We start from the raw sequence: 24,943 nt of genomic DNA, 5'->3' as shown, positions 1-24,943 counted from the left end.
TGCTCGCTCCCACAATGGGTTTTGGTTGTCTCCTCAGGCCAGTTCTTTGCGCAACTGGCGAGCCGCCGTGACCATGTGCACCAGCGCCGCTTCAGTCTCCGGCCAGCCACGGGTTTTCAAGCCGCAGTCCGGGTTGACCCACAACCGCTCTGGCGGAATACGCTGGGCAGCCTTGCGCAGCAAGTTGACCATTTCCGATGCATCCGGCACTCGCGGCGAGTGAATGTCGTAGACGCCCGGGCCGATCTCGTTCGGATAGGCGAAAGCTTCGAAAGCGTCGAGCAGTTCCATGTCCGAGCGCGAGGTTTCGATGGTGATCACGTCGGCGTCCATCGCCGCGATGGACTCGATCACATCGTTGAACTCGCTGTAGCACATGTGGGTGTGGATCTGGGTTTCGTCACGCACCCCCGACGCGCACAAACGGAACACTTCGGTGGCCCAGTCCAGATAATGCTGCCACTGCGCCCGGCGCAACGGCAGGCCTTCGCGGAACGCGGCTTCGTCGATCTGCACGATCCTGATCCCGGCGGCTTCCAGATCCACCACTTCATCACGAATCGCCAGCGCCAGTTGCCGCGCCTGCACCTCGCGGGACACGTCTTCGCGGGGGAACGACCACATCAGCATGGTCACAGGTCCCGTCAACATGCCTTTCATGACTTTGTCGGTCAGGCTTTGGGCGTAGCGGATCCACTCCACGGTCATGGCCTTCGGACGGCTCAGGTCACCAAAGATCACCGCCGGTTTCACGCAGCGTGAACCGTAGCTCTGCACCCAGCCGAAACGGGTGAACACGTAGCCATCCAGTTGCTCGGCAAAGTACTCGACCATGTCGTTGCGCTCGGCTTCCCCGTGCACCAGCACATCGAGGCCCAGTTGCTCCTGGATCTCCACCGCGTGGCGGATCTCGCTGTACATGGCTTCGGTGTATTCGGCTTCGCTGAGCTTGCCTTGCTTGAATGACTGGCGCGCCAGACGAATCGACGCGGTCTGCGGAAACGAACCGATGGTGGTGGTCGGGAACAGCGGCAGGTTGAGGCCGGCGCGTTGTTTGCCAATGCGCTGGCTAAACGGCGATTGGCGCTGGCTGTCCTGCGCCGTAATGGCCGCAACACGGGCCTGCACGGCGGGTTTGTGAATACGTGGCGAGGCGGCGCGACTGGTCTGTACCGAGCGGCTTTGGGTCAAGGCCCGCAGCACTTTCGGCGCTTCCGGCTGATTGACGGCCTGGGCCAGCAGCGCGACTTCCTCGCACTTCTGCACGGCAAACGCCAGCCAGCTTTTCAGCTCGGCATCGAGTTGGTCTTCGCGGCTCAGGTCCACCGGGCTGTGCAACAGCGAGCACGATGGCGCGACCCACAGGCGATCGCCCAGGCGCTCATGCGCATGCTGCAACGTCGCGAGCGCGTTCTCCAGATCGCAGCGCCAGACGTTACGGCCATTGACCATGCCCAGCGACAACACCTTGTACGCCGGCAAACGATCAAGGATGGTCGGGTACTGTTCCGGGGCGCGCACCAGGTCGATGTGCAAACCGTCGACCGGCAGATTGGCGGCCAGGCCGAGGTTTTCTTCCAGGCCACCGAAGTAGGTGGCGAGGAGTTTTTTCAGCGGGTCACGCTGGATCTGGTTGTAGGCACGCTCGAAGGCGTTCTTCCAGTCCTGCGGCAGATCGAGCACCAGAATCGGCTCGTCGATCTGCACCCACTCCACGCCGAGGGCGGCAAGGCGCGCGAAGATCTGGCCATACAGCGGCAGCAGGCGATCGAGCAGCTCAAGCTTGTCGAACTCGCCGCCCTTGGCCTTGCCCAGCCACAGGTACGTCAGCGGGCCGAGCACCACCGGTTTGACAGTGTGGCCCAGGGCGCGGGCCTCTTCGACTTCTTCGAACAACTGCTCCCAGCCGAGCTGGAACTGTTGATCGGCGCTGAATTCCGGGACCAGGTAGTGGTAATTGGTGTCGAACCACTTGGTCATCTCTTGGGCGTGGGCACCACCGCAGCAGCTGTCGCTGACGCCCCGGGCCATGCCGAACAGGGTCTGCAGGGTGGCTTTGCCGTCGTGCGGACGGAAGCGCTCGGGGATCACCCCGAACATCAGCGAGTGGGTCAGCACCTGGTCGTACCAGGCAAAGTCGCCCACCGGCAGCAGCTCGATACCGGCATTCTTCTGCAAGTCCCAATGGGCCTTGCGCAGCTCACGACCGACCTCACGCAGGCCGGCCTCGTTCAGTTCTCCTTTCCAGAACGCCTCTTGCGCTTTTTTCAGTTCGCGGTCGCGACCGATACGCGGAAATCCGAGGGAATGGGCCAGTGCCATGACAAACAACTCCAATGTCTTGTTGATGGCGACCATTGTCGAGATCAAGCGCTAGTGAGACAAACTCATTTTAATCTTGATGATCACAAGTTTCCCTCATGATCGGATGAGCTGAAGATGATCCCGCCGGCCCGTTTTCCCAGCAGGATATTCATTCCCGGATCAAGCCGTTGGTGACGCCTACGACGCCCTTTGAATACTCAATGGCGCCTCGATATAAACACGCCCAACCCGCCCCTTGCGGGCGGCGATTTTGTTCTATGGTTAGATCGAACTGGCTGAATTGACGGCCGACTAAAGGTTGCGACAGACCCTGTGTGAGCCTATGTTGCTCGCGAGCTTTTCCCCGCGAATGGAACGCGATCAACACCACGAAGAGGTGAAGAAATGTCAAAGGAATCACGCCCTGCCGTACTTGGGCTGATCGGCAATACTCCGCTGGTTCAAGTCACTCGTTTCGATACTGGCCCGTGCACACTGTTTCTCAAACTGGAGTCGCAAAACCCCGGAGGCTCGATCAAAGACCGCATCGGTCTGGCCATGATCGACGCGGCTGAACGCGATGGACGCCTGCAACCGGGCGGCACCATCGTCGAAGCCACCGCCGGCAACACCGGCCTGGGTCTGGCGCTGGTCGGCCGCGCCAAGGGCTACCGCGTGGTGCTGGTGGTGCCGGACAAAATGTCCACCGAGAAAGTCCTGCACTTGAAAGCCATGGGCGCCGAAGTGCACATCACCCGCTCGGATGTCGGCAAGGGCCACCCCGAGTATTACCAGGACGTCGCCGCACGTTTGGCGAAAGACATCCCCGGCGCCTTCTTCGCCGACCAGTTCAACAACCCCGCCAACCCGCTCGCCCACGAATGCAGCACGGCGCCGGAAATCTGGGCGCAGACCGAGCATGACCTGGATGCGATCGTGGTCGGCGTCGGGTCCGCCGGCACCCTGACCGGGCTGAGCCGCTTCTTCAAACGCGTACAGCCGGATCTGGAAATGGTCCTGGCCGATCCGGTCGGTTCGGTGATGGCGCAATACAGCCGTGACGGCAGCCTGCCCAAGCCCGGTTCATGGGCGGTGGAAGGCATCGGCGAAGACTTCATTCCGTCGATCACCGACCTGTCCAGCGTGCGTCACGCCTATTCGATCAGCGATGAAGAAAGCTTCGATCACGCCCGTCAGTTGCTCAAGGCCGAAGGCATTCTCGGTGGCTCGTCCACCGGCACCCTGCTGGCTGCCGCGCTGCGTTATTGCCGCGAACAGACCGAGCCGAAACGCGTGGTCAGCTTCGTCTGCGACACCGGCACGCGCTACCTGTCGAAGGTTTATAACGACCAGTGGATGACCGATCAGGGCCTGTTGCAACGCAAGGGTTATGGCGACCTGCGCGACCTCATCGCCCGCCGTTTCGAGGACGGCCGGGTGATCAGCGTCGGCCCCGGCGACACCCTGCTGACCGCGTTCCAGCGCATGCGTCTGGCAGATGTCTCGCAGCTGCCGGTGCTGGTTGAAGGCAAGCAACTGGTCGGCGTGATCGACGAATCGGACATCCTGCTGGCAGTACACGAAGACGCCGCACGCTTCAGTCAATCGGTCTCCAGCGTGATGACCGACAAACTGCAAACCCTCGCGCCCGGCGCCGACCTCGCCGAACTGGAATCGGTGCTCAGTCGCGGCCTCGTGGCGATCATCGCCGACGCCTCGGGCTTCCATGGCCTGATCACCCGCACCGACATGCTCAACCAATTACGGAGATCCCTCGCATGAGTCAGCACGACGATAAATCCCAAGGCTTCGCGACCCGGGTGATCCACGCCGGCCAGACGCCGGATCCGACCACCGGCGCGCTGATGCCGCCGATCTATGCCAACTCGACTTACCTGCAGGACAGCCCCGGCGTGCACAAGGGCTTCGACTACGGGCGCTCGCACAACCCGACGCGTTTTGCCCTGGAGCGTTGCGTGGCGGATCTGGAGGGCGGCACCCGCGCGTTTGCTTTCGCGTCCGGGCTGGCGACGATTTCCACCGTGCTCGAACTGATCGATGCCGGTTCGCACGTCATCTCCGGCAATGACCTGTACGGCGGCACGTTCCGCCTGTTCGACAAGGTGCGCCAGCGCAGTGCCGGGCATCGTTTCAGCTACGTCGATCTGACTGACCTGGCGGCGTTCGAAGCGGCGCTGCAGGACGACACACGCCTGGTCATTGTCGAGTCACCGACCAACCCGCTGCTGAGCCTCTCGGACCTCGCCGCCATCGCCCGTATCTGCCGCGCACGCGGGATCATCAGCGTGGCCGACAACACCTTCGCCAGCCCGTATATCCAGCGACCGCTGGAGCTGGGTTTCGACATCGTGCTGCACTCGACCACCAAGTACCTGAACGGTCACTCGGACGTGATCGGCGGCATTGCGGTGGTTGGGCAGAATGCCGAACTGGCGGACAAACTCGGCTTCCTGCAGAACGCCGTCGGCGCGATTTCCGGGCCGTTCGACGCGTTCCTGACCCTGCGCGGGGTGAAGACCCTGGCGCTGCGCATGGAACGTCATTGCAGCAATGCCTTGGCGCTGGCGCAATGGCTGGAGCAACAGCCGCAGGTCAAACGCGTCCACTACCCGGGCCTGCCGTCGCACCCGCAGCATGAGTTGGCCAAACGGCAGATGCACGGCTTCGGCGGGATGATTTCCGTGGACTTGAACAGCGATCTGGCCGGTGCCCGGCGCTTCCTCGAGAACGTGAAGATCTTCGCCCTGGCCGAGAGCCTCGGCGGTGTCGAAAGCCTGATCGAGCACCCGGCGATCATGACCCACGCGACCATCCCGCCCGAGACCCGCGCCAAACTCGGCATCGGCGATGGTCTGGTGCGTCTGTCGGTGGGCGTTGAGGACCTCGAAGACCTGCGCGCCGATCTGGCCCAGGCACTGAAGTCGATCTGACGCCACAGGAACGACAAAGCCCGCACAAGGCGGGCTTTGGAGTTCGAGTAGGCGGCCAGTGCTGGTCTCTGGCTTACAAGGTTTATCGGGCCTCTCACAGTACAAAAGCAACCATGGAAAAAGAGCGGTGCTTTGCTGCCTCACACGGCATAAGGGCTGGATCTCAGCGCGGAGATCTTTCTAACCGTGTACCCTTCGGAACGCGCCCCACGTCCCCTTGCTATCCGCTTGCGCATCAGTCTGCGTCTTCGCCTACACCTTTGAGGCTAGCAAAAACCATCGAATGATGGATGAGTGTTTTTAGACTGATTTCCTTTCTGCGCCCGCCCGCAAGGAAGCGAAAAGACTATCGCCTCCACAGCTCACTAGCACATTTGTGCTAATCGACCACCCCGCCCCCCGGCGTTATATTCCCTCGCAACCCCCGATGCTCCCCAACACTGCCGCTGTGCAGTGCGCGGGATCGTTGTGCCTGGAAATCAGAACAACACCAAGGAAGAAGCACCATGAAACTGCCTGCAAACCTCTGCAAAGTCACGCTCGTCGGCGCCCTGCTGATCGGCGCCAGCGGTTGCCAGACCGCCAAACCCACCGAAGCCAGCATGAAAGAACGCGCCCAGACCGTCATCGGCAAACCGGTGTCGAAAATCGACAACATCCGCAGCGACAGCACCCTCACCTACTACACCGCGTACACCCCGGCCGGCGAATACAACTGCGAGTTGCCCAGCGGCGCCATTGTCGCGGTAGCGAGCATGGGCATCATGACCCCGCCGCTGTCCTGCCTGCCCAAAGGCGCCTCACCGATTCCATTTCAGTAATTCATTTCCCCCGGTAAAGGACTACGTTTCATCATGAAAACCCTGATCGCAACTCTCACCCTCACCGCCCTCGCCCTGACGGGCTGCGCCACGCCCAAACAGTGGGAAGCCACCGGTGGCAGCAAGAACGACGGCGTCGTTCAGGTCTCCTATGAACTGGGCCAGTTTGAAAGCGGCCAGACCAGCGCCGCACAAGGCCTGACCGTCGCATCGGAACGCTGCAAGACCTGGGGCTACAAGCATGCCGAGGTGACCGGCTCGGAGAAAAACATCTGCCGCACCATGGGCCAGTACAACTGCCTGCAAACCACCATCACTCAGGACTACCTCTGCAAGCGTTGATTCAAACCTCCTCGACCGGCTCGGTTTGCCGGTCGCGCAGGGCCCGCAAGGTCGCGCGCAGCTCGGCCGGGCGAACCGGTTTGGACAGGATGGCAATTTGGCGGTCGTGCAAGGCCGCCTGTATTTTTTCGCTGTCATGGCCGGTGATGATCATGGCCGGCACCGCGAAACCGCGCTGACGGCGCACGGCGTCGATGCATTCGATACCGTTGCTGTGCGAGCCGAGGTCATAGTCGGCGACGATGATGTCGCAGTCGGTCAGCAGATCCTGCCCCGTCAGTTCCGCCTGCACCACACAGCCCCAACGCTCGAGCAACGCCGAGGTTGCCAGCAGCACGTTGCGGTCGTCTTCCACCAGACACACCTTCAAACCGGTCAACAGCCCCACCTGCCGCGCATCATCGCGACTGGCCGACAGCGACGGCTGCGCGGCGACGGGCAACCCGAACAGGGTCACCGCCGTTCCTCGCCCCAGCTGCGAGCGCAGCGCCACATCGACGCCCATCATCTGCCCCAGACGCTTGACGATCGACAGCCCGAGCCCCACGCCTTCGACATCCTTGTCGCGCACCTGGCGCACCCGGTAAAACTCTTCAAAGACCTTGGGCAGGTGCTCTTCGGCGATCCCGCTGCCCTGGTCATAGATCACGATCGCCAGCCCCGCCCCACGCTGGCGAACACCAATCAGCACCGGCCGATGCGCGCCGTACTTGAAGCAATTGGACAGCACGTTCTGCACCATGGTCGCGAGCAGCGCCGGATCGGTTCGCACCCAGTAAGGACAAGGTCGCAGCCGCAGTTCCACCCCCGCCCAACGCGCGGCTTCGGCATTCTGCCGGAGCAGATCGGCGAGCCATTCACCCAGATTGAACACCTGCAACTTGGGCAGGACGCGCCCGTTGTCGAGGGTGTACAGGTCGAGAATCGAACGGAACAACTGCGAAACGTTGAGCAGCGAACGGTCAATGTTGTCCACCAGGCGCCGCTCGTCCTCGCCCAGCCGCGACTCACGCAGGCACGCGGTAAACAGACCGATGGAGTGAATCGGCTGACGCAGGTCATGACTGGCCTGAGCCAGAAACCGCGATTTTTCCAGATTGGCCGCGACGGCTTCTTCGGAGGCCTTGCGCGTGCGCTCCAGCAGCAAGTGCGCGTAGAACGGGATCACCGTGCTGGTGAGCATCAGCATCAACACCATGTACGGTTGCGCCTGCCACACTGGCGTCAGCCGATAAACCGCCATCAGCGCGAGCAACGCCAGCCCCGTGGCAATCGCCAGATAGCGCGAACCGTAGCGCATGCCGTTGCCCAGGTTGACCCAGATGATCACCGCATACAGCGGCAGCGCCGCTTCGCCGCCGACCACCAGACCGAAACAGGTGCCGGTGTAATCGTGGACCATGCCGAAAATCCGCCGGGCCGGGTAATGCCCGGGCCAGCGCACAATGGCCTGACGCAAGCCGATCGACGCCAGCAGAAACAGCGCGATGTAGACCACCACCGGCAGATAGGTATCGAAGCGCTGGCCCGGTAAAGCACCGAGCACGCCGATATAAACTATCGCGATGCTGGCGATGATAATGCGCAGATTGGCCTGATCCAGCTCGGTGTTTTTCTCGAACTTCATGGGCAACGTCCTTGTGTAACAGTCATCAGATTCAGCACCCGGCGACAGGCAAACGGCGTCGGTGGTGCTAAGGTGCATGCCGTGAACAACGCCTGATCCAGGGAGGGTCATGCCATGCCATGCCGAATCATCATAGCCGACGATCACCCGCTGTTTCGCGAGGCCATGCGGCGCACCGTGCAACGCTTGCTGCCCGAGGCAACGCTCGAGGAAGCCGGAGATCTGGACGCCGTACAGGCCTTGCTGCCCGGCGGTAGCGAGCCGGACACGCTGATTCTCGATCTGCGCTTCCCCGGTCTGACCTGCATCAGCCAACTCGCCGACCTGCGCCGAAAACTGCCGCGCACCACGCTGATTGTGGTGTCGATGGTCGACGACGAAGCGCTGATCGGGGAAGTGATGGCAGCCGGCATCGACGGCTTCATCGGCAAAAACATCGCCCCGGACGAAATCGGCGAAGCGATTCTGGCGATCCGTCAAGGCGAGGTGCTGGTCAGGTTCGCCCCTTCAGGGCTGTTGCCGCTGGAGACCGGCACCGCCCTCACCCCGCGTCAACAAGACGTGCTGCGGCTGATCGCCCAAGGCAAGACCAACAAGGAAATCGCCCGGGCACTGGATATCTCGCCGTTCACCGTGCGCATCCATGTGTCTTCGTTGTTGCGCACGCTCAACGTGCCGTCACGGGCCGCTGCCGCGGTGAAGTATTCAGGGGGCGGCGGCACAATTTAAATGAACCCTGCGCGCCGAGGCCCACCTAACTGAAAGACCATCAGGAGGTAGCCTATGCAAATCGAATCAGTGTGGATCGTGCTCGCGGTCGTTCTTGTGATCCTTGAATTGTGGGCGATCAACCGGGTGCGCAAAAGCGCAGGCAAAGGCAGCAACAAAGGCGTGTGGATTATCGCCATCGTGTTCCTGCCGTTGTTTGGCCTGATTGCCTGGGCACTGGCCGGCCCGAAACACGTTACGCAGGATTGAGAAAAAACCCCCTGTAGGAGCTGCCGAAGGCTGCGATCTTTTAAGATCAAAAGATCGCAGCCTTCGGCAGCTCCTACAGGGAATGCGATGTTTATGGATCGACTTGCGCCATCAACTCCGGCACCGATTCCGGCCGCTTGGCATAGCGCTGCGCCAACACCGCGCAGACCATCAATTGAATCTGATGGAACAGCATCAGCGGCAGAATCAGCACACCAATCGTGCTGCCGGCAAACAGCACCTGCGCCATCGGCACGCCGGTGGCCAGGCTCTTCTTCGAACCGCAGAACAGAATGGTGATGCGGTCTTCCTGACTGAAGCCGAACACCTTGCCCAGCAGGGTCGACGCCAACAGCACCAGCGCCAGCAGGATGCAGCAGACCACCACCAACCCCAGCAGATCGACGACCGGAATCTGATGCCAGATGCCTTCATTGACCGCCTCGCTGAACGCGCCGTAGACCACCAACAGAATCGAACCCTGATCGACGAACTTCAGCCAGTTCTTGTTGCGCCCGACCCACGCGCCGATCCAGCGGCGGGCGATCTGCCCGGCAATGAACGGCAGCAGCAATTGCACGCTGATCTTCAGGATCGCATCCAGGGTCGAGCCACCGTCACCGTGCACGTTCAGCAGCAGCGTCACCAGCAACGGCGTGAGGAAAATCCCGAACAGGCTCGACGCCGCCGCGCTGCAGATCGCCGCCGGGATATTGCCCCGGGCCAGCGAGGTGAAGGCGATCGCCGACTGCACGGTGGCGGGCAACGCGCAGAGGTAGAGCATGCCCATGTACAGCTTGTCGCCGACAAGCGGTGACAGCAGCGGTTTCAGCGCCAGCCCGAGAAGCGGGAACAACACAAAGGTCAGGCCGAACACCAACAGGTGCAGGCGCCAGTGGCCGGCACCGGCAATGATCGATTCACGCGACAGTTTCGCGCCGTGGAGGAAGAACAGCAGCGCGATGGCGATGTTGGTCAGCCAGCCAAACCCCACCGCGACCTGACCGCTGGCCGGCAGGAAACTGGCCAGCAGCACGACGCCGATCAGGGTCAGGGTGAAGTTGTCGGGCAAGAATCTTGGGCGGGTCATGGGTTTGCTCATCCGGGGGTTGCCAGTACGTGATTGCGACTCTAACGTGACCGTGAATTACCGACTAACGCCGAAGAGCCAGTAGATGCCGCCTAAAGGACATGAGAAAAGCTTCCGGCGCAGCATTCCCGGGCTGCCCAGCCTGCCGCGTCCGCTGTACGGGCGCACCGAATCGCTGCCCAATCGCGCACTGACCCGGCGTCACAGTCACCCGTGGGTGCAATTGTCGTACGCAATTCAGGGCGTGCTCGAAGTGCAGACCGGCGCCGGGCGTTTCGTCGCGCCACCGGAGCGCGCGGTGTGGATTCCGGCAGGCGTGCCGCATCGTGTGTTCAGCTCGCCGCACACGGAAATGCGCAGCCTGTACATCGATTGCAGCGTGGCCGGTTGGGCACTTGAGCGCTGCCACGTGCTCGGCGTCAGCGACCTGTTGCGCGAGCTGATTCGCGCGTTCAGTCGGGTGCCAGTGGAATACGACGAGACCGGCGCGCACGGCCGACTGGCCCAGGTGATCCTCGATCAACTGGCCGAGGCGCCGCAGATCGATCTGATGCTGCCGCTGCCCCAGGACAGCCGTCTGCGGCAGATCTATCAAAGCCTGGAGCAACATCCGGAACAGCAGACCACACTGCAGCACTGGAGCGACAAATTCGGCGTCACCGAAAAAACCCTCAGCCGGCTGTTTTTACGCGACACCGGCCTGACCTTCCGCGCCTGGCGCCAGCGCTTGCGTCTGTTGGGCGCGCTGACCCCGCTGGAACGCGGCGAACGCGTCACCGACGTGGCTCTGGCCTGCGGTTATGACTCGACCTCGGCGTTCATTGCCGCGTTCCGGCAACAGTTTGGCGAGACACCGGGAGAATTCTTTCGCTGATTTTTGTCGATATTTATCGAATTAGCACATGCCATTCGGCAAAGTTCAGGGTAGAGTTTCGCCCATACGGAATTCTTTACACGTTTCGACGATAACCATAATGACCCACCCCTTTAGCGAACCTGTCGGCGGTAACAGCATGATCGAAGTCACTGAAGTCTCCATTGCTCAATTACGCGCGGCGCTCGAAGCCGGCCAGACCACCGCGGTTGAACTGGTGCAGGCCTATCTGGCCCGGATCGACGCCTACGACGGCCCGACCACCGCGACGGCGCTCAATGCCGTCGTAGTGCGCAATCCCGAGGCACTGGCCGAGGCCCGGGCCTCCGATGCGCGCCGGGCCAAGGGCGAAACCCTCGGCCCGCTCGACGGCATCCCCTACACCGCCAAGGACAGCTATCTGGTCAAGGGGCTGACCGCTGCCTCGGGCAGCCCGGCGTTTGCCGAGCTGGTGGCACATCGCGATGCGTTCACCATCGAACGCCTGCGCGCCGCCGGGGCGATCTGCCTGGGCAAGACCAACATGCCGCCGATGGCCAATGGCGGCATGCAGCGTGGCGTCTATGGCCGGGCCGAGAGCCCGTACAACGCAGCCTACCTGACCGCACCGTTCGCCTCCGGCTCGTCCAACGGCGCCGGCACTGCCACCGCCGCGAGTTTCTCGGCCTTCGGTCTGGCAGAAGAGACCTGGTCGAGTGGTCGCGGCCCGGCGTCGAACAACGGTTTGTGCGCCTACACGCCGTCGCGCGGAGTGATTTCGGTGCGCGGCAACTGGCCGCTGACACCGACCATGGACGTGGTCGTGCCCTACGCACGGACCATGGCCGATCTGCTCGAAGTGCTGGACGTGGTGGTCGCTGAAGACCCCGACACCCGTGGCGATCTGTGGCGCCTGCAGCCGTGGGTGCCGATCCCGAGCGTCGACGCGGTGCGCCCGGCCTCCTACGCCGAACTGGCGGTAAAGCCAGCAGCACTGGCCGGCAAACGCCTCGGCGTGCCGAAGATGTACATCAACGCCGACCCGGAAGCCGGCACCAGCGAAGCGCCGGGCATCGGTGGCCCGACCGGGCAACGCATCAACACCCGCCCATCGGTGATCGACCTGTGGAAACAGGCCCGCGCGGCTCTGGAAGCGGCCGGCGCCGAAGTCATCGAAGTGGATTTCCCGTTGGTCTCCAACTGCGAAGGCGACCGCCCTGGCGCGCCGACCGTGTTCAATCGCGGCATCGTCTCCAAGGAGTTCTTGCACCACGAACTGTGGGACCTGTCGGCCTGGGCCTTCGACGACTTCCTGCGCGCCAACGGCGATCCGAAACTCAACCGTCTGGCCGACGTCGACGGACCGAAGATCTTCCCGCACGACCCGGGCACCCTGCCCAACCGTGAAGGCGACCTGGCCGCCGGCATGGACGAATACGTGCGCATGGCCGAGCGCGGCATCACCCCGTGGGACCAGATCCCGACCCTGCCGGACGGCCTGCCCGGCCTGGAAAAGACCCGCAAGCTTGATCTGGAAGACTGGATGGACACGCTCAAACTCGACGCGGTGCTGTTCCCGACCAACGCCGACGTTGGCCCGGCGGATGCCGATATCAATCCGGAATCGGCGGACATCGCCTGGAGCAACGGCATCTGGGTCGCCAACGGCAACCTGGCGATCCGTCACCTCGGCGTACCGACCGTCACCGTACCGATGGGGATCATGGCCGACATCGGCATGCCGGTCGGCCTGACCTTCGCCGGTCGCGCCTACGATGACTCGAACCTGCTGCGCCTGGCCTCGGCGTTTGAGGCTACGGGATCGAAACGTCAGGTGCCGCCGCGTACTCCGGCGTTGGTGCCTGGCAACTAACGAGTCCGAATAGACGAAAGGAGGCAAGCTGCTGCCTCCTCACAGGGCACTTGAGATGACCGAACAGGTGCGCACACTTGATCGGTCATGGTGCCGACAGTCGTGTTATTTCCCGTCGTCATCATCCGAATCGAATTTCATTTTCCTGCTTTCCCCCTTACTTTCAACGAGGCCGGCTTTGGGAATCTGGAAGGTATAGAACGAAACCTCGGTCTTGTTTTTAGAGTCGCGTTTGAGCAGATACAACATGTCTTCTGACTCTGCGACCTGGCAAGCGGTGTAGCGGTCCAGACTGCGGAAGGTCAAGGTGCGCTCCTCGCACGTTGCGGCAGTATCCAAAGCAGATTTCCTGCCCGACATTGAGGGTACGTGGACAGTCAGATACCAAGCCATGATGGAGAATCCGGCCAGGATTGCGGAGAACGCGAAGAGTTTGAACACGATGTTCAATTCACTTGCACGTTGGCGAAACCTCGCCAGCCGTGGAGAGCTTGTCTGGGATACCGATGGCCTCCCCGGCTGCTCAGTCAAAGCAATGATTAATGAAACGGCAATAACAAATGCTATGGCGAACAGTAACGCGCTGATCATCGAGCCAAGTCCGGCGGCGCCATACGCAGCCAGCTTTTGACCACTGATATTCAAGCGGTCGATTGGCACATCCAGTATCAGATAATATTTTTCCAGATGAGCGTAGCCATTGAGCACGAACGCGCCGAGCATCGCTGCAATAAATAGTGAAACCTCGATGCGCAAATATTTCCGGTAGCGCTCCAGGCCCTCTTCAGCACGCAACTCACTGACTGGCTGATTCAATTACGAAACTCCCTTTCGTTGCCGGACAAGGCATTCGCCCGAACCTATGAACGCGATGATCATACCGTTATAGGCGCGTCGTCAGTACGACACTTCGCTTTTCCCGAACTATCCATCAGAAATAAGCGATTTTTCTTACAACCGAACTCACCGCTAGCATGACGCCGCCTGACCCTAATTCAATAAAAGCCAGGGAGCCAGCCATGCCAACCACCAACATCAATATCGGCGAACCATGGATGTGGGGCGCCTTTATCGTTTTCGTCCTCGCGATGCTTGCACTGGACCTGTTCGTCTTCGGCGGACGCAAGGCGCACCGCGTTTCAGTGCGGGAAGCGTCCTGTTGGGTGATCGCCTGGTGCGCGCTGGCAATGGCATTCGCCGGATTACTCTGGTGGTACCTCAACGGCGAGTTCGGCGCGGAGATCGCCCAGCGCAAGACCCTGGAATTCATCACCGGTTACTTGATCGAACAATCGCTGTCGATCGACAACATGTTCATCTTCGTGATGATCTTCAGCTACTTCGCCGTGCCGCCGGAACTGCAACGCCGAGTGCTGCTGTACGGCGTGCTCGGGGCGATCGTGATGCGTGCGGCGATGATCTTTGCCGGCGTGTGGCTGGTGTCGCAGTTCGAATGGCTGCTGTATGCCTTCGGGGTGTTCCTGATCATCACCGGGGTCAAGATGCTGATGTTCGCCGAGCATCAACCGGACCTCGACAACAACCCGTTGCTGCGCTGGGTGCGCGGGCATTTGCGGATTACCAGCGGCTTTCATGGCGAACGCTTTTTTGTGCGGCACAACGGCGTACGCTGGGCGACGCCGATGTTTCTGGTGCTGGTGCTGATCGAGGCCAGCGACCTGATGTTCGCGGTCGACAGCATCCCGGCGATCTTCGCCGTCACCACCGACCCGTTCATTGTTTTCACCTCGAACATCTTCGCGATCATGGGCCTGCGGGCGCTGTACTTCCTGCTGGCGGACATGGCCGACCGCTTCCATCTGCTCAAGTACGGACTGGCGATCGTGCTGGTATTCATCGGCGGCAAGATGACGCTGATGCCGTGGTTTCACATGCCGGTGGAGTGGTCGCTGGCAGTGGTGGGCGGGGTGATTTTTGGGTCGGTGATATTGAGCCTGATCGTCACCCGCGAAGAAAACCAAACCCTGTAGGAGCTGCCGCAGGCTGCGATCTCTTGATCTTGTTTTTCAGGAACAAAAGTCAAAAGATCGCAGCCTTCGGCAGCTCCTACAGGGGGTGTGCGGTTACTTGTCGGATTTGATGCTGGTCCAGACCCGGGTACGGACGCGTTCCAGTTTCTGTGGCAACGGCTGCACCACGTACAGGGTTTTCAGCGCTTCGCTGGTCGGCGTCAGGTTCGGGTTGCCGGTGATGTCTTTGTTCACCAGCGGCATCGAATCCTTGTTCACGTTCGGGTAACCGAGGAAATCACTGATCGGCGCAATCACTTTCGGGTCGAGCAGCGTGTTGAGGAACTCATGCGCTTCTGCGACATTCTTCGCGCTCTTCGGAATCGCGAAGGTGTCGAACCAGATCGGCGCGCCCTCCTTCGGCAGACGCCAGTCGACCACCACACCGTTACCCGCTTCTTTGGCGCGGTTGCCGAACTGATAGAAGCTGCCCGAGTAACCGATGGCCACGCAGATGTCGCCGTTGGCGATGTCGGTCATGTACTTGGCCGAGTTGAAGTAGGTCACGTAAGGGCGAATCTTCAGCATCAGGTCCTTGGCTTTTTCATAGTCGGCAGGGTTCTGGCTGTTCGGATTGAGGCCGAGGTAATGCAGGGCCAGCGGCAGAATCTCCGAAGGCGAGTCGAGCATCGCCACGCCGCAGGATTTGAGTTTCTCCATATTCTCGGGCTTGAACACCAGGTCCCAACTGTCCACCGGCGCATTGTCGCCCAGTGCTGCCTTGACCTTGGCCGGGTTGAAGCCGATCAGTACCGTGCCGTACATGTAGGGCACGCCGTACTGGTTGCCGGGGTCGTTGGCGTCCAGCAGCTTGAGCAGCGCCGGATCCTGGTGGCTCCAGTTCGGCAGTTTCGACTTGTCGAGCTTCTGGAACACGCCAGCCTTGATCTGGGTGTCGATGAACTGGTTCGACGGCACCACCAGGTCATAGCCGGAGTTGCCGGTGAGCAACTTGGCTTCCAGCGATTCGTTGGTGTCAAAGGTGTCCCAGGTCACTTTGATGCCGGTTTTCGCGGCGAAATCCTTGGGCACGGACGGCAGGATGTAATCCGCCCAGTTGTACACCCGCAGTTCGCGCTGTTCGGCGTGCACCGCGCTGGCCAGCAGCGTCAGCCCACACACGGTGGCACCCAGAATGCGTTTGATCGTGACCATGGTTTGTTTCCCCGGAATGCGACGTGAGATCGATGGTTTTTATGTTCTGTACACGGCAGCGGCTGTAAAGGTAGCCAAGGGCAAGGAAAGTCCAGCGTTTCGTTGTGGCTTTGATTCTTGCCGAGAGCGAGGGCGCGGCACAGTGGGTGATGGGCCAAAAGGGGATCGAAATGGCCAATTTGAATGACCGCACGAATGCAGCAGGGCTGGGGAAAAATCATTTGTGGCGAGGGAGCTTGCTCCCGCTGGGCCGCGCAGCGGACCTCGCTCTTCGCTATAGAAAAGCAGGGGCCTGCTGCGCAGTCCGGCGGGAGCTTGCTCCCTCGCCACAGTTTTATTGATGATTGGGTCAGTCAGCGTAACCCAACCGCGCCGCCCTGCTCTGCCGGGTCTGCCCGCGCGTGGCGAGGCAGTAATACAGCGGCACCGTCACCACCAGGCCGAACAGCCATGACAGGTCCGCACCCTCCACCAGGTTGGCGTACGGCCCGACGTACAACGAGGTGTTGGCGAACGGCAGCTGCACGATGATGCCGATGAAGTAGGCAATGATCGCGTGCAGGTTGAAGCGTCCGTAGATACCGCCGTCTGCGCGGAAGATCGAAGTGATGTCATACGCGCCGCGCTTGATCAAGTAGAAGTCGATCAGGTTGATCGACGCCCACGGCACCAGCACCAACAGCAACGCGAGAATCAGCCCGATGAACCGGGAGATGAAATCCGCCGAAGCACCGAGCGCCACCACGCAGCACCCTGCCAGCACCACGCTCGACAACACCACGCGCACCTTGATGCTCGGCGTCCACTGGCTGGCGAATGTCTGGATCGAGGTGATGATCGACAACACCGCGCCGTACAGATTCAGCGCGTTGTGGCTGATGATGTTGAGCAAGAACAACACCATCAGAATCGGCCCCAGCCACCCGGTGGACTGCTTGACCGCGACCATCGCCTCGGTGCCTTCCGGCGTTGCCAGCACCGCCACGGCGCCGAAGCTGAACGACAGAATCGTGCCCAGCGTCGCCCCCAGGTAAGTGGCCCAAAACGGTTTGGCGATACCGATATCCGCCGGCAGGTAACGTGAATAGTCGGACACGTACGGCGAGAAGCTGATCTGCCAGATGATCCCCAGCGACACCGTCGCCAGCCATCCCGACAGATTGAAGCTGCCGCGAGTCAGGAAGTCCGCCGGCAAGTCGTGGGCAAAGATGTAGATGAAACCGGCGAGCAGCGCACCGCCCATCACCCAGGTACCGATGCGGTTGAGCGTGTGGATGAAGTTGTAGCCGATCACGCCAATCGCCGTGGCCGCCAGCGCGCCGATCAAAATGCTCAGCGACGCCGGAACCGACGGCGCAACGCCGACAATCGATTTACCGGCGAGGACGATGTTGGAAATGAAGAAACCGATGTAGATGAGCGCCGCAAAGAACACGATCAACAGCGCGCCGTAACGCCCGAACTGACCACGACTCTGGACCATCTGCGGAATGCCCATGCGCGGGCCTTGCGCCGACGCCAAGGCAATCACCACCCCGCCGATCAGATGCCCGAGCGCAATCGCCAGCAGCCCCCAGAACAAATCGAGATGAAACACCTGAACCACCATGGCGCCGGTGACGATGGGCAGTGGCGCGATGTTGGTGCTGAACCATAAGGTGAAAAGGTCGCGGGCCTTCCCGTGGCGTTCCGCGAGTGGGACGTAGTCGACCGTGTGATTCTCGATCAACGGATCTTGCCGGGACATCTGGGACATATGCATGAACTCGAGTTTGTCTGTTCTTATCTTTGTATGAAGCCAAACCGGGGGGACTCTATGGCCACCCCTCAGATGCAGACCATATTATGGTATTCCAAACATTTCACAAGACTGATCCGTAGTTTACGGCGCTATCTGATACGCCATCCTCACTGATACCGCGGGCTGCAGGCCAGCCAGAAGCCCAATAAACGCTGAGTTTCCGACGAATGCCCCAGGTTTATCGGTTCAGCCTAAAAGCCCTTGCAAAGATAAAATACTGGTATACCATCAGACCAACAAATACATAAAAATCGCGTCACAACACCCGAGGACCGTCCAATGATCGATGCTGCCATCTACAAACAAGTCATGGGCTCGTTTCCGTCCGGCGTAACCGTCATCACCACCCTGGATGACGACGGCCAGATCGTCGGCCTCACTGCCAGCGCCTTCAGTTCACTGTCGATGGACCCGCCGCTGGTACTGTTCTGCCCCAACTACAGTTCCGACTCCTATCCCGTGCTGATCAAGAACAAACGCTTCGCGATCCACGTTCTGTCCGGCGGCCAGCAAAGCGAGGCTTACGCCTTCGCCCGTAAAGGCAAGGACAAGGCGCAGGGTATCGAGTGGACATTGAGCGAGCTGGGCAACCCGATCCTGGCCAATGCGACGGCTATCATCGAGTGTGAGTTGTGGCGCGAATATGAAGGTGGCGACCACGCGATCATGGTCGGCGCGGTAAAGAATCTGATTGTCCCGGAGCAGCACTCCGGGCCGCTGGTGTATTGCCACGGCAAGATGGGCGCCCTGCCCGTTCTGGCCTGAATGGAATAACGGTAGGAGTGAGCCTGCTCGCGATAGCGGTGTGTCAGAAAACACATCGACATCTGATAAACCGCTATCGCGAGCAGGCTCACTCCTACAAGTTTTGTAGCCTCAACAATAAAAGATCCGAGGAAGCGTCATGAAATTTTCCCTGTTCATTCACATGGAACGCTGGGACGAAAGCGTCAGCCACCGCCAACTGTTTGAAGACCTGACCGAGCTGACCTTGATGGCCGAGGCCGGCGGTTTCAGCACCGTGTGGATCGGCGAACACCACGCCATGGAATACACCATTTCGCCGAGTCCAATGCCGCTGTTGGCCTACCTCGCCGCCAAAACCACCACCATTCGCCTCGGCGCCGGCACCATCATCGCGCCGTTCTGGCACCCTCTGCGGGTCGCCGGTGAATGCGCCCTGCTCGACGTCATCAGCAACGGGCGCATGGAAGTCGGTCTGGCCCGTGGCGCCTATCAGGTTGAATTCGATCGCATGGCCGGCGGCATGCCTGCCTCCAGCGGCGGCCAGGCCCTGCGCGAAATGGTCCCGGTGGTCCGCGCCCTGTGGCAAGGCGACTACGCCCACGACGGCGACCTCTGGAAATTCCCGACCTCGACCAGCGTGCCGAAGCCGGTGCAGAAGCCCAACCCGCCAATGTGGATCGCCGCCCGCGACCCGGACTCGCACAACTTCGCCGTGGCCAACGGCTGCAACGTGATGGTCACGCCGTTGATGAAAGGCGACGAAGAAGTCGTCGACCTGAAGAACAAATTCCAGACCGCCCTGGACAACAACCCCGACGTCCCGCGCCCACAACTGATGGTGCTACGCCACACCCACGTGCACACCGCTGACGATCCGGACGGCTGGAAAGTCGGCGCCAAGGCGATCTCGCGTTTCTATCGCACCTTCGATGCGTGGTTCGGCAACAAGCAAACCCCGGTCAACGGCTTCCTCGCCCCGAGCCCGGAAGAGAAGTTCGCCGGACGCCCGGAGTTTGAGCTGGAGAGCCTGCACAAGACTGCAATGATCGGTACGCCGGAAGAGATCATCCCGCGCATCAAGTACTACCAGGAACTGGGGGTGGATGAGTTCAGTTTCTGGTGTGACAACAGCTTGCCGCATGCGGAGAAGAAGAAGTCGTTGGAGCTGTTTATCAAGCATGTGGTGCCGGCGTTTCGGTAAACGTTTTACCGTTCAAACCCGGTGAGTGAAAACGCCCCGACATTGTTCGGGGCACTTACTTTTGAGTGGGTTCTTCACCCCGGGAATTTCCGCGTCTCAGGGATTGTTGCTGTCTGCGCAACGCATCGGTGATCAGATCACCGCGGAATAATGATTGGAACGAAAACAGGCGAAGGTGGCGCAGGCGGGTTCATCATGCCTTCGCTTTTCACCACGGCAACGCCCTTGCCTTTGATGGTTTCGAACAGCCGCTCAGTGGCGGCAGTATCGATATACCCGCCTTCATCGATACAGGCACTCAACGCACTCTGCCGACGCTCTTCCGTCAACTGAAGCTGGTTTGTACGCAGAAATGAAGCCAGAGAAATCTTTCTCAGCGTCGCAAAATCAACGTGCATGATCTCCTCATACTTGAGCGCCTTGGCATCCCATCCCTGCACATAAATCCCTTTGGCAGTGAGTGCGTAGGTGCAGAAGTAATAACTGCCGGTGTTCGACCCAGGCGTGGAGACAATCAATGAGCAGCGCCCGTGCTGAAGAATCGGATCACTCAGCGATGGGTCGTCTTTTACGATTTGTGCGGGGAACTGTGTACGGTCGTAGTAAATCGTCGCTTTGTCGTACGGCGTGGTGTTACAGCCTGACAGCAGTGCCATCAGCCCCATGAGAATCGTGGATGCCAGATAACGCATCAAGTCGTCCTTTTTCAAACCAGCTTAACCGCGAATACGATGCTCAGTGAACTCGTAGTCTTCCTGACAATCGCCCGACGGGTCCTTCGCCACATTGACGTAATGCACCGTGTCGGCATTGATCAACGTGTAGGTGTAGATATCGGGCAGAGGAACGCCGGCGGTTCGCAACTCGTTCTTGCCATTGGCCGCCTTCCAGGTGCCGTGTTCGGACTGGATCGCCTGGGTCTGCTGGGCATCCCGGAAGAAGGTGATGGTGAAGGTGCCGTCAGGTTTGAAGTTGTTTTTCCAGGAGAGGAACTGGCATTTGCCGTTTTCGGCCCGTACACCTTTCCACGCACCGATCAAGGCTGGATCGGTGCTCGGTTTGTTGACGGCGCAGCCACCCAGCGTTGCCGCCAGGACGATAAGGGCCAGGGAGAGATTCCGTTTCACGTGGTATGTCCTTTCTTCAACTGAATTCAGTGCGGCGCGTTGCAGGATCAACCCGCGACAGGGATGCGTTGCTGGGGTTGGGTAACGTCGTAGACATGCTGCTCGCAAAGCTCACCGTTGAACTGGAACTCCACCTGATACACCTTGCCCCGCTGGGGAGTGAACGTGGTCTTCAGTGGCCCACAGGTATAAATCCCCGCAGTCACCCGGCTGTTCGAATACCCCGAAACCTCAAACGGCTTATCAGCGTCGGCTTGTGCTTCGAGTTGCGGAAAGCGTTTGACCGTGGCGCTGTTGGCCACTTCATTGAGGTTGGCGATCCAGCCGAAGACCTTGCCGCGACCTGAATCCACCACGGTGCCAAGCACCTCCATGCGCTGGTCGGGATCATCGGCGCGGCGAATGGAGAACTCCACCGGATAGGTGCCGCCAGAAGACTTCATGATGACCTTGGCGTGCTGGGCGTCCACCACCACTTTGTCTTGATGCAGCTGGATGCCGTCTTTCAGCAGGCTGGGAGAAGAGTTACGCACATTGGAATGGCAACCTGACAGCGCAAGCAGCAGGGTCAGCGTCACGAGCACACGTTTTTTCACGTAGAAATCTCTATTGAGCACAACAGGACTGGGAATGACCTCAAAACAACGCCGCGATATTAGATGGCCATCATTTTGACGTCAAACCTATGTTGCGGTCGTTATCTCAGTGCTCAACGCCAAACTGCGTCGCTACCTCGTCCGGTGCGAGCAAGCGGCCGTCGGCCGACATCAATTGCAGCGTGCGAATCGGCTGGCGATTTTTTGCATCGACCATCACCGAGCCCGGCTCACCCGGCGCGTACATATGCTCTGCGCCCCACTGCGACAGCGCGACAATCACTGTCTGCAAGGCCTTGCCGCGCTCTGTCAGCACGTATTCCTTGTAGGCGCCGCCATCGGCTGCCGGCACCGTTTGCAGGATCCCCTGCTCCACCAGGCTCTTGAGCCGGGCACTGAGCATGTTCTTCGCAATATCGAGGTTCTTCTGGAAATCGCTGAAGCGGCGAATGCCCTCCAGCGCATCGCGGATGATCAGCAGCGACCACCAGTCGCCGATCAGGTCCAGCGTGCGGGCGACCGGGCAAGCGTTGCCGTGCAGGCTTTTGCGCTTCACAGGGAGTTTCTCCTTCAATCCTGGCGTGTGGTTGCATCTTACAACTGTGCTAGCGGAAAAGAACCACGCCGACAGCGCAGCACCTGCATACAAGTGGCCACGGTCGATTACGCGGATAGTGAATCCTGCTTTTACCGCCCCTCCCCAACGCCCACTCAAGCAAGGAGTTTCCATGAGCACATTCACTACCGATGACGGCACCGAGATCTACTTCAAGGACTGGGGCAGCGGCAAGCCCGTGCTGTTCAGCCATGGCTGGCCGCTGGATGCCGACATGTGGGAATACCAGATGGAATACCTGAGCAGTCGCGGCTACCGCACGATTGCTTTTGACCGCCGTGGTTTCGGCCGCTCCGACCAACCTTGGAACGGTTATGACTACGACACCTTTGCCGATGACATCGCGCAACTGATCCAGCACCTCGACCTGCGCGATGTGACCCTGGTCGGCTTCTCCATGGGCGGCGGCGACGTCAGCCGCTACATCGCCCGTCACGGCACCGAACGCGTTGCCGGTCTGGTGCTGCTCGGCGCGGTGACGCCGTTGTTCGGCAAAAAAGCCGATTACCCGCAAGGCGTCGACACCTCGGTGTTCGACGGGATCAAAGCCGGCCTGCTCAAGGATCGCGCGCAGTTCATCGCCGACTTCGCGGCACCGTTCTACGGCACCAATCAGGGCCAGAAAGTCTCCGACGGCGTGCTGACGCAAACCCTGAACGTGGCCTTGCTGGCGTCGTTGAAAGGCACCGTGGATTGCGTCACCGCGTTCTCCGAAACCGACTTCCGCCCGGACATGGCGAAGATCGATGTGCCGACCCTGGTGATCCACGGTGACGGCGATCAGATCGTTCCAATAGAAACCACCGGCAAACAGGCGGCGGCAATGATCAAAGGCGCCGAGTTGAAAGTCTACGCCGGTGCGCCGCACGGTTTTGCCGTGACGCACAGCGAGGCGCTGAATGAAGACCTGCTGGCGTTTCTGAACCGCTGATGATCGTCGGCGTGACAATCTTCTACGAGCACTTGTCCGTCTGACTCAATCTGCCATCAACGCAGCCAGTGCCAACGCGTTACCCAACGCGGCGCCACTGGCGGTGTTGTCGAAGATGCACCAGGTCGCGGCGCCTTCTGCTGCCGCGACTTTCATCTGCTGTGCCAACGCTTGCAGATAACCCTCATCGTAGGCGCTGTGATAGATGCGTGGGGAGCCATGCAATCGCCAATAGCGCACACCCGCCCAGCCCTGCACCGAACCATCGGTACTGATCCGCGACGGATCGACCACTACCTGCGCAATCCGATACGCCCGCAACAGGGGCTCCGCGGTAACCCACGATTCATGCCGTGGCTCAAGCACCACGTCACCGTCGAATCGCTGGCGCAAGGCGACGAAAAAAGCTTCAGCGCTTGCCGGCTCGAATGCCAGCGAAGGCGCAAGTTGTACCAGCAAACATCCCAGCCGATCGGCCAATCCCTCGCACTGCCCGAGGAACTCATCCAGCGCCTGATCACAGTTCTGCAAACGCAATTCATGGGTGATCCGCTTCGGCACCTTCACCGAAAAACGAAAACCCTGCGGCACCGAATCCGCCCAGCGCGCATAGGTCTGACGCCGATGCGGACGATAAAACGAGCTGTTGATTTCCACACAATTGAAGCGCGCCGCATAACGTTGCAGATGCGTGCCCTCGGCCGGAAACAGCGGCCAATACTCACGCCCCAGGCTCCAGCCCGCGCAACCGATGAACATTAAAAAAGTACCTTCGCCGCTTCACGCCTGAAAATCTCCACGATCTTCGGGCCGATCCCGTCGAACGCCGCCAGACGCCGTTCGAAATCGGCGGGATCGGCGCTGGCCTTGATGATGTTGCCAACCTTGCCGGCGTATTCATTATTGAGCCGCGCCGCCAGGGCCTCACTCACCGGGTCAAGGTTGATATGCAGGTCGTGGGCGCTGACGGTTTTGCTCATCGGGTGATCGCTCGCGGCTTGAAAGGGCTTTCGCTTGAGAGGCCCATGGTGGGTTTGGCGTGGCAACTACTCGCTGGCCGCAACAGCGATTTTTTGCTTTGCCATTAAAAAGATCGCAGCCTGCGGCAGCTCCTACAGGGGTTACTTCTTGCCCGGGAGGACGCTCGCCAACCGCCGTGCGCACCGCACGATCAAGCAGATGGCGCACTTGCGACGGTGCCGAGGCCATGAACGCGGCCATTTCTTCGTGCCGCGCCTGAACGAATTCGATCTTGCCATTGGCTCGGGCGAGCGCGCCGAACACGCCATTGATGCCGTCTCCCGGATAACCAAAAATCCGCGTGACGCCCCATTGGCTGAGCCGCTCCACCAGAAAATATCCCACTGTCGTCGTCATCTCGTTCCTCGCCTGTCACCGATGCATGAAGCCTGCCCGGCGAGATATCCGCCGGGCGATACAAGGGTCTGGACAGTCGCGGCACGCGTGAAGTTTCGATTGTTTTTGCCACTGGCCGGGGTATGAATCAACGATGCGGATGCACCGTCATCGACACCAGTTTGATCACGATCGGCCGCACCACGAGGATGCACAGAAACGCCACAGGCATCGCCAGCTTGTAGGCATGCAGCGCATTATTCAGGTAGTCGTTATCAATGCCGGCGTTGGCGGCGGTGATCACCAGCGACATCAGGAACGCCATGATCGTCGCCATGTACAGCGCAAACACATAGGGCGTCGCCCGTGCCGACAGCTTGCGACGCGAGGCATACAAGACATCGGGGGTTGCTCTTTGATTCATGTGACTTAGCCATCCATTGACAGGGAGCCGGCACCTTAGCAAAGCCCCCTGCCCCCAACTAGACGGTTCGCCGCAGGTACTTTATAAAGCAGCACTTACGAATCGAACCCACTCGGCGGA

The 24,943-nt window shown here is 60.4% G+C and carries 24 protein-coding genes and 2 pseudogenes; 12 read left to right on the top strand and 14 right to left on the bottom strand.

The annotated features are described in order from the left end of the window. Positions 1-33: 33 nt before the first annotated feature. On the bottom strand, positions 34-2,322 hold the full coding sequence (gene metE, locus NN484_RS08995; RefSeq protein ID WP_274659284.1) for a 5-methyltetrahydropteroyltriglutamate--homocysteine S-methyltransferase: 2,289 nt from the start codon (positions 2,320-2,322) through the stop codon (positions 34-36). Positions 2,323-2,709: 387 nt separating this feature from the next. Here metE and NN484_RS08990 point away from each other — a divergent pair, with 387 nt between their 5' ends. From NN484_RS08990 to yecR, 4 genes are all read left to right on the top strand, one after another. Continuing rightward, complete coding sequence (locus NN484_RS08990) at positions 2,710-4,086, top strand: pyridoxal-phosphate dependent enzyme (protein WP_127652455.1); 1,377 nt, start codon at positions 2,710-2,712, stop codon at positions 4,084-4,086. After that, positions 4,083-5,255, top strand: coding sequence for a cystathionine gamma-synthase (locus tag NN484_RS08985; RefSeq protein WP_127652456.1), 1,173 nt, complete (start codon positions 4,083-4,085; stop codon positions 5,253-5,255). Before NN484_RS08990 ends, NN484_RS08985 begins: the two co-directional genes overlap by 4 nt. Positions 5,256-5,761: 506 nt before the next feature. After that, a complete protein-coding gene (locus NN484_RS08980) occupies positions 5,762-6,076 on the top strand; it encodes a hypothetical protein (protein ID WP_127652457.1) in 315 nt (104 codons plus the stop codon). A gap of 33 nt (positions 6,077-6,109) precedes the next feature. After that, the gene (yecR, locus tag NN484_RS08975) at positions 6,110-6,418 is read left to right on the top strand and encodes a YecR family lipoprotein (protein ID WP_127652458.1); all 309 of its coding nucleotides are present in this window, start codon (positions 6,110-6,112) and stop codon (positions 6,416-6,418) included. 1 nt (position 6,419) lies between these two features. On the opposite strand, the gene NN484_RS08970 is transcribed toward yecR, so the two are convergent. Continuing rightward, positions 6,420-8,045, bottom strand: coding sequence for an ATP-binding response regulator (locus NN484_RS08970; protein WP_274658924.1), 1,626 nt, complete (start codon positions 8,043-8,045; stop codon positions 6,420-6,422). A gap of 114 nt (positions 8,046-8,159) precedes the next feature. Here NN484_RS08970 and NN484_RS08965 point away from each other — a divergent pair, with 114 nt between their 5' ends. Both NN484_RS08965 and NN484_RS08960 read left to right on the top strand, forming a co-directional pair. After that, a complete protein-coding gene (locus NN484_RS08965) occupies positions 8,160-8,774 on the top strand; it encodes a LuxR C-terminal-related transcriptional regulator (protein WP_274658923.1) in 615 nt (204 codons plus the stop codon). A gap of 54 nt (positions 8,775-8,828) precedes the next feature. Beyond that, the gene (locus NN484_RS08960) at positions 8,829-9,023 is read left to right on the top strand and encodes a PLDc N-terminal domain-containing protein (RefSeq protein WP_127652462.1); all 195 of its coding nucleotides are present in this window, start codon (positions 8,829-8,831) and stop codon (positions 9,021-9,023) included. Positions 9,024-9,114: 91 nt separating this feature from the next. On the opposite strand, the gene NN484_RS08955 is transcribed toward NN484_RS08960, so the two are convergent. Next, positions 9,115-10,113, bottom strand: coding sequence for a bile acid:sodium symporter family protein (locus NN484_RS08955; RefSeq protein WP_215499720.1), 999 nt, complete (start codon positions 10,111-10,113; stop codon positions 9,115-9,117). Between the two features lie 85 nt (positions 10,114-10,198). Here NN484_RS08955 and NN484_RS08950 point away from each other — a divergent pair, with 85 nt between their 5' ends. Both NN484_RS08950 and NN484_RS08945 read left to right on the top strand, forming a co-directional pair. Next, on the top strand, positions 10,199-10,987 hold the full coding sequence (locus NN484_RS08950) for an AraC family transcriptional regulator (RefSeq protein ID WP_274658922.1): 789 nt from the start codon (positions 10,199-10,201) through the stop codon (positions 10,985-10,987). 139 nt (positions 10,988-11,126) lie between these two features. After that, the gene (locus NN484_RS08945) at positions 11,127-12,839 is read left to right on the top strand and encodes an amidase (protein WP_274659283.1); all 1,713 of its coding nucleotides are present in this window, start codon (positions 11,127-11,129) and stop codon (positions 12,837-12,839) included. A gap of 105 nt (positions 12,840-12,944) precedes the next feature. Here NN484_RS08945 and NN484_RS08940 read toward each other — a convergent pair whose 3' ends face one another. Further along, a complete protein-coding gene (locus tag NN484_RS08940) occupies positions 12,945-13,655 on the bottom strand; it encodes a hypothetical protein (protein WP_274658921.1) in 711 nt (236 codons plus the stop codon). Positions 13,656-13,858: 203 nt separating this feature from the next. Here NN484_RS08940 and NN484_RS08935 point away from each other — a divergent pair, with 203 nt between their 5' ends. Then, positions 13,859-14,830, top strand: coding sequence for a TerC family protein (locus NN484_RS08935; RefSeq protein ID WP_274658920.1), 972 nt, complete (start codon positions 13,859-13,861; stop codon positions 14,828-14,830). Positions 14,831-14,923: 93 nt separating this feature from the next. Here NN484_RS08935 and NN484_RS08930 read toward each other — a convergent pair whose 3' ends face one another. Both NN484_RS08930 and NN484_RS08925 read right to left on the bottom strand, forming a co-directional pair. Beyond that, a complete protein-coding gene (locus NN484_RS08930) occupies positions 14,924-16,024 on the bottom strand; it encodes a polyamine ABC transporter substrate-binding protein (RefSeq protein ID WP_215499712.1) in 1,101 nt (366 codons plus the stop codon). A gap of 349 nt (positions 16,025-16,373) precedes the next feature. After that, complete coding sequence (locus NN484_RS08925) at positions 16,374-17,780, bottom strand: purine-cytosine permease family protein (protein ID WP_274658919.1); 1,407 nt, start codon at positions 17,778-17,780, stop codon at positions 16,374-16,376. A 324-nt stretch (positions 17,781-18,104) separates the two neighbouring features. Between NN484_RS08925 and NN484_RS08920 the strand changes: the two genes are divergently transcribed. Then, positions 18,105-18,590 carry a flavin reductase family protein gene (locus NN484_RS08920; RefSeq protein WP_274658918.1) on the top strand — a complete coding sequence of 162 codons (486 nt, stop codon included), beginning with the start codon at positions 18,105-18,107 and terminating at the stop codon, positions 18,588-18,590. 139 nt (positions 18,591-18,729) lie between these two features. Then, a complete protein-coding gene (locus NN484_RS08915; protein WP_274658917.1) occupies positions 18,730-19,773 on the top strand; it encodes an LLM class flavin-dependent oxidoreductase in 1,044 nt (347 codons plus the stop codon). A 137-nt stretch (positions 19,774-19,910) separates the two neighbouring features. Here NN484_RS08915 and NN484_RS08910 read toward each other — a convergent pair whose 3' ends face one another. The 4 genes from NN484_RS08910 to NN484_RS08895 all read right to left on the bottom strand — a co-directional run bounded on the left by NN484_RS08910 (position 19,911) and on the right by NN484_RS08895 (position 22,052). Next, entirely contained in the window at positions 19,911-20,465 is a 555-nt protein-coding gene (locus NN484_RS08910; protein WP_274658916.1) for a hypothetical protein, read from the bottom strand. Positions 20,466-20,489: 24 nt separating this feature from the next. After that, positions 20,490-20,900, bottom strand: a complete 411-nt coding sequence (locus tag NN484_RS08905) for a hypothetical protein (protein WP_274658915.1) — start codon at positions 20,898-20,900, stop codon at positions 20,490-20,492. A 47-nt stretch (positions 20,901-20,947) separates the two neighbouring features. Next, entirely contained in the window at positions 20,948-21,496 is a 549-nt protein-coding gene (locus tag NN484_RS08900) for a hypothetical protein (protein WP_127652472.1), read from the bottom strand. A 106-nt stretch (positions 21,497-21,602) separates the two neighbouring features. After that, a complete protein-coding gene (locus tag NN484_RS08895) occupies positions 21,603-22,052 on the bottom strand; it encodes a winged helix-turn-helix transcriptional regulator (RefSeq protein WP_215499704.1) in 450 nt (149 codons plus the stop codon). 172 nt (positions 22,053-22,224) lie between these two features. Here NN484_RS08895 and NN484_RS08890 point away from each other — a divergent pair, with 172 nt between their 5' ends. Next, a complete protein-coding gene (locus NN484_RS08890; RefSeq protein ID WP_127652474.1) occupies positions 22,225-23,043 on the top strand; it encodes an alpha/beta fold hydrolase in 819 nt (272 codons plus the stop codon). A gap of 45 nt (positions 23,044-23,088) precedes the next feature. Here the strand turns inward: NN484_RS08890 and NN484_RS08885 are convergent, their stop codons facing one another. The 4 genes and pseudogenes from NN484_RS08885 to NN484_RS08870 form a co-directional block, all read right to left on the bottom strand. Beyond that, positions 23,089-23,802, bottom strand: coding sequence for a DUF72 domain-containing protein (locus NN484_RS08885; protein ID WP_274658914.1), 714 nt, complete (start codon positions 23,800-23,802; stop codon positions 23,089-23,091). After that, positions 23,802-23,966 (bottom strand): annotated as a pseudogene (locus NN484_RS08880) (DNA methylase); the annotation flags it as partial. The pseudogene NN484_RS08880 and the gene NN484_RS08885, both read right to left, overlap by 1 nt. A 217-nt stretch (positions 23,967-24,183) precedes the next feature. After that, positions 24,184-24,420 (bottom strand): annotated as a pseudogene (locus tag NN484_RS08875) (thiamine pyrophosphate-binding protein); the annotation flags it as partial. A 127-nt stretch (positions 24,421-24,547) separates the two neighbouring features. Beyond that, positions 24,548-24,823 (bottom strand): DUF2798 domain-containing protein, encoded by a 276-nt coding sequence (locus tag NN484_RS08870; protein WP_215499700.1) that lies wholly within the window; start codon positions 24,821-24,823, stop codon positions 24,548-24,550. Between the last annotated feature and the right edge of the window lie 120 nt (positions 24,824-24,943).

Source organism: Pseudomonas serboccidentalis, assembly GCF_028830055.1.
Lineage (GTDB): Bacteria > Pseudomonadota > Gammaproteobacteria > Pseudomonadales > Pseudomonadaceae > Aquipseudomonas > Aquipseudomonas serboccidentalis.
The sequence above is the reverse complement of the archived record's forward strand: the minus strand, read 5'-3'. Positions and strand labels throughout refer to the sequence as shown.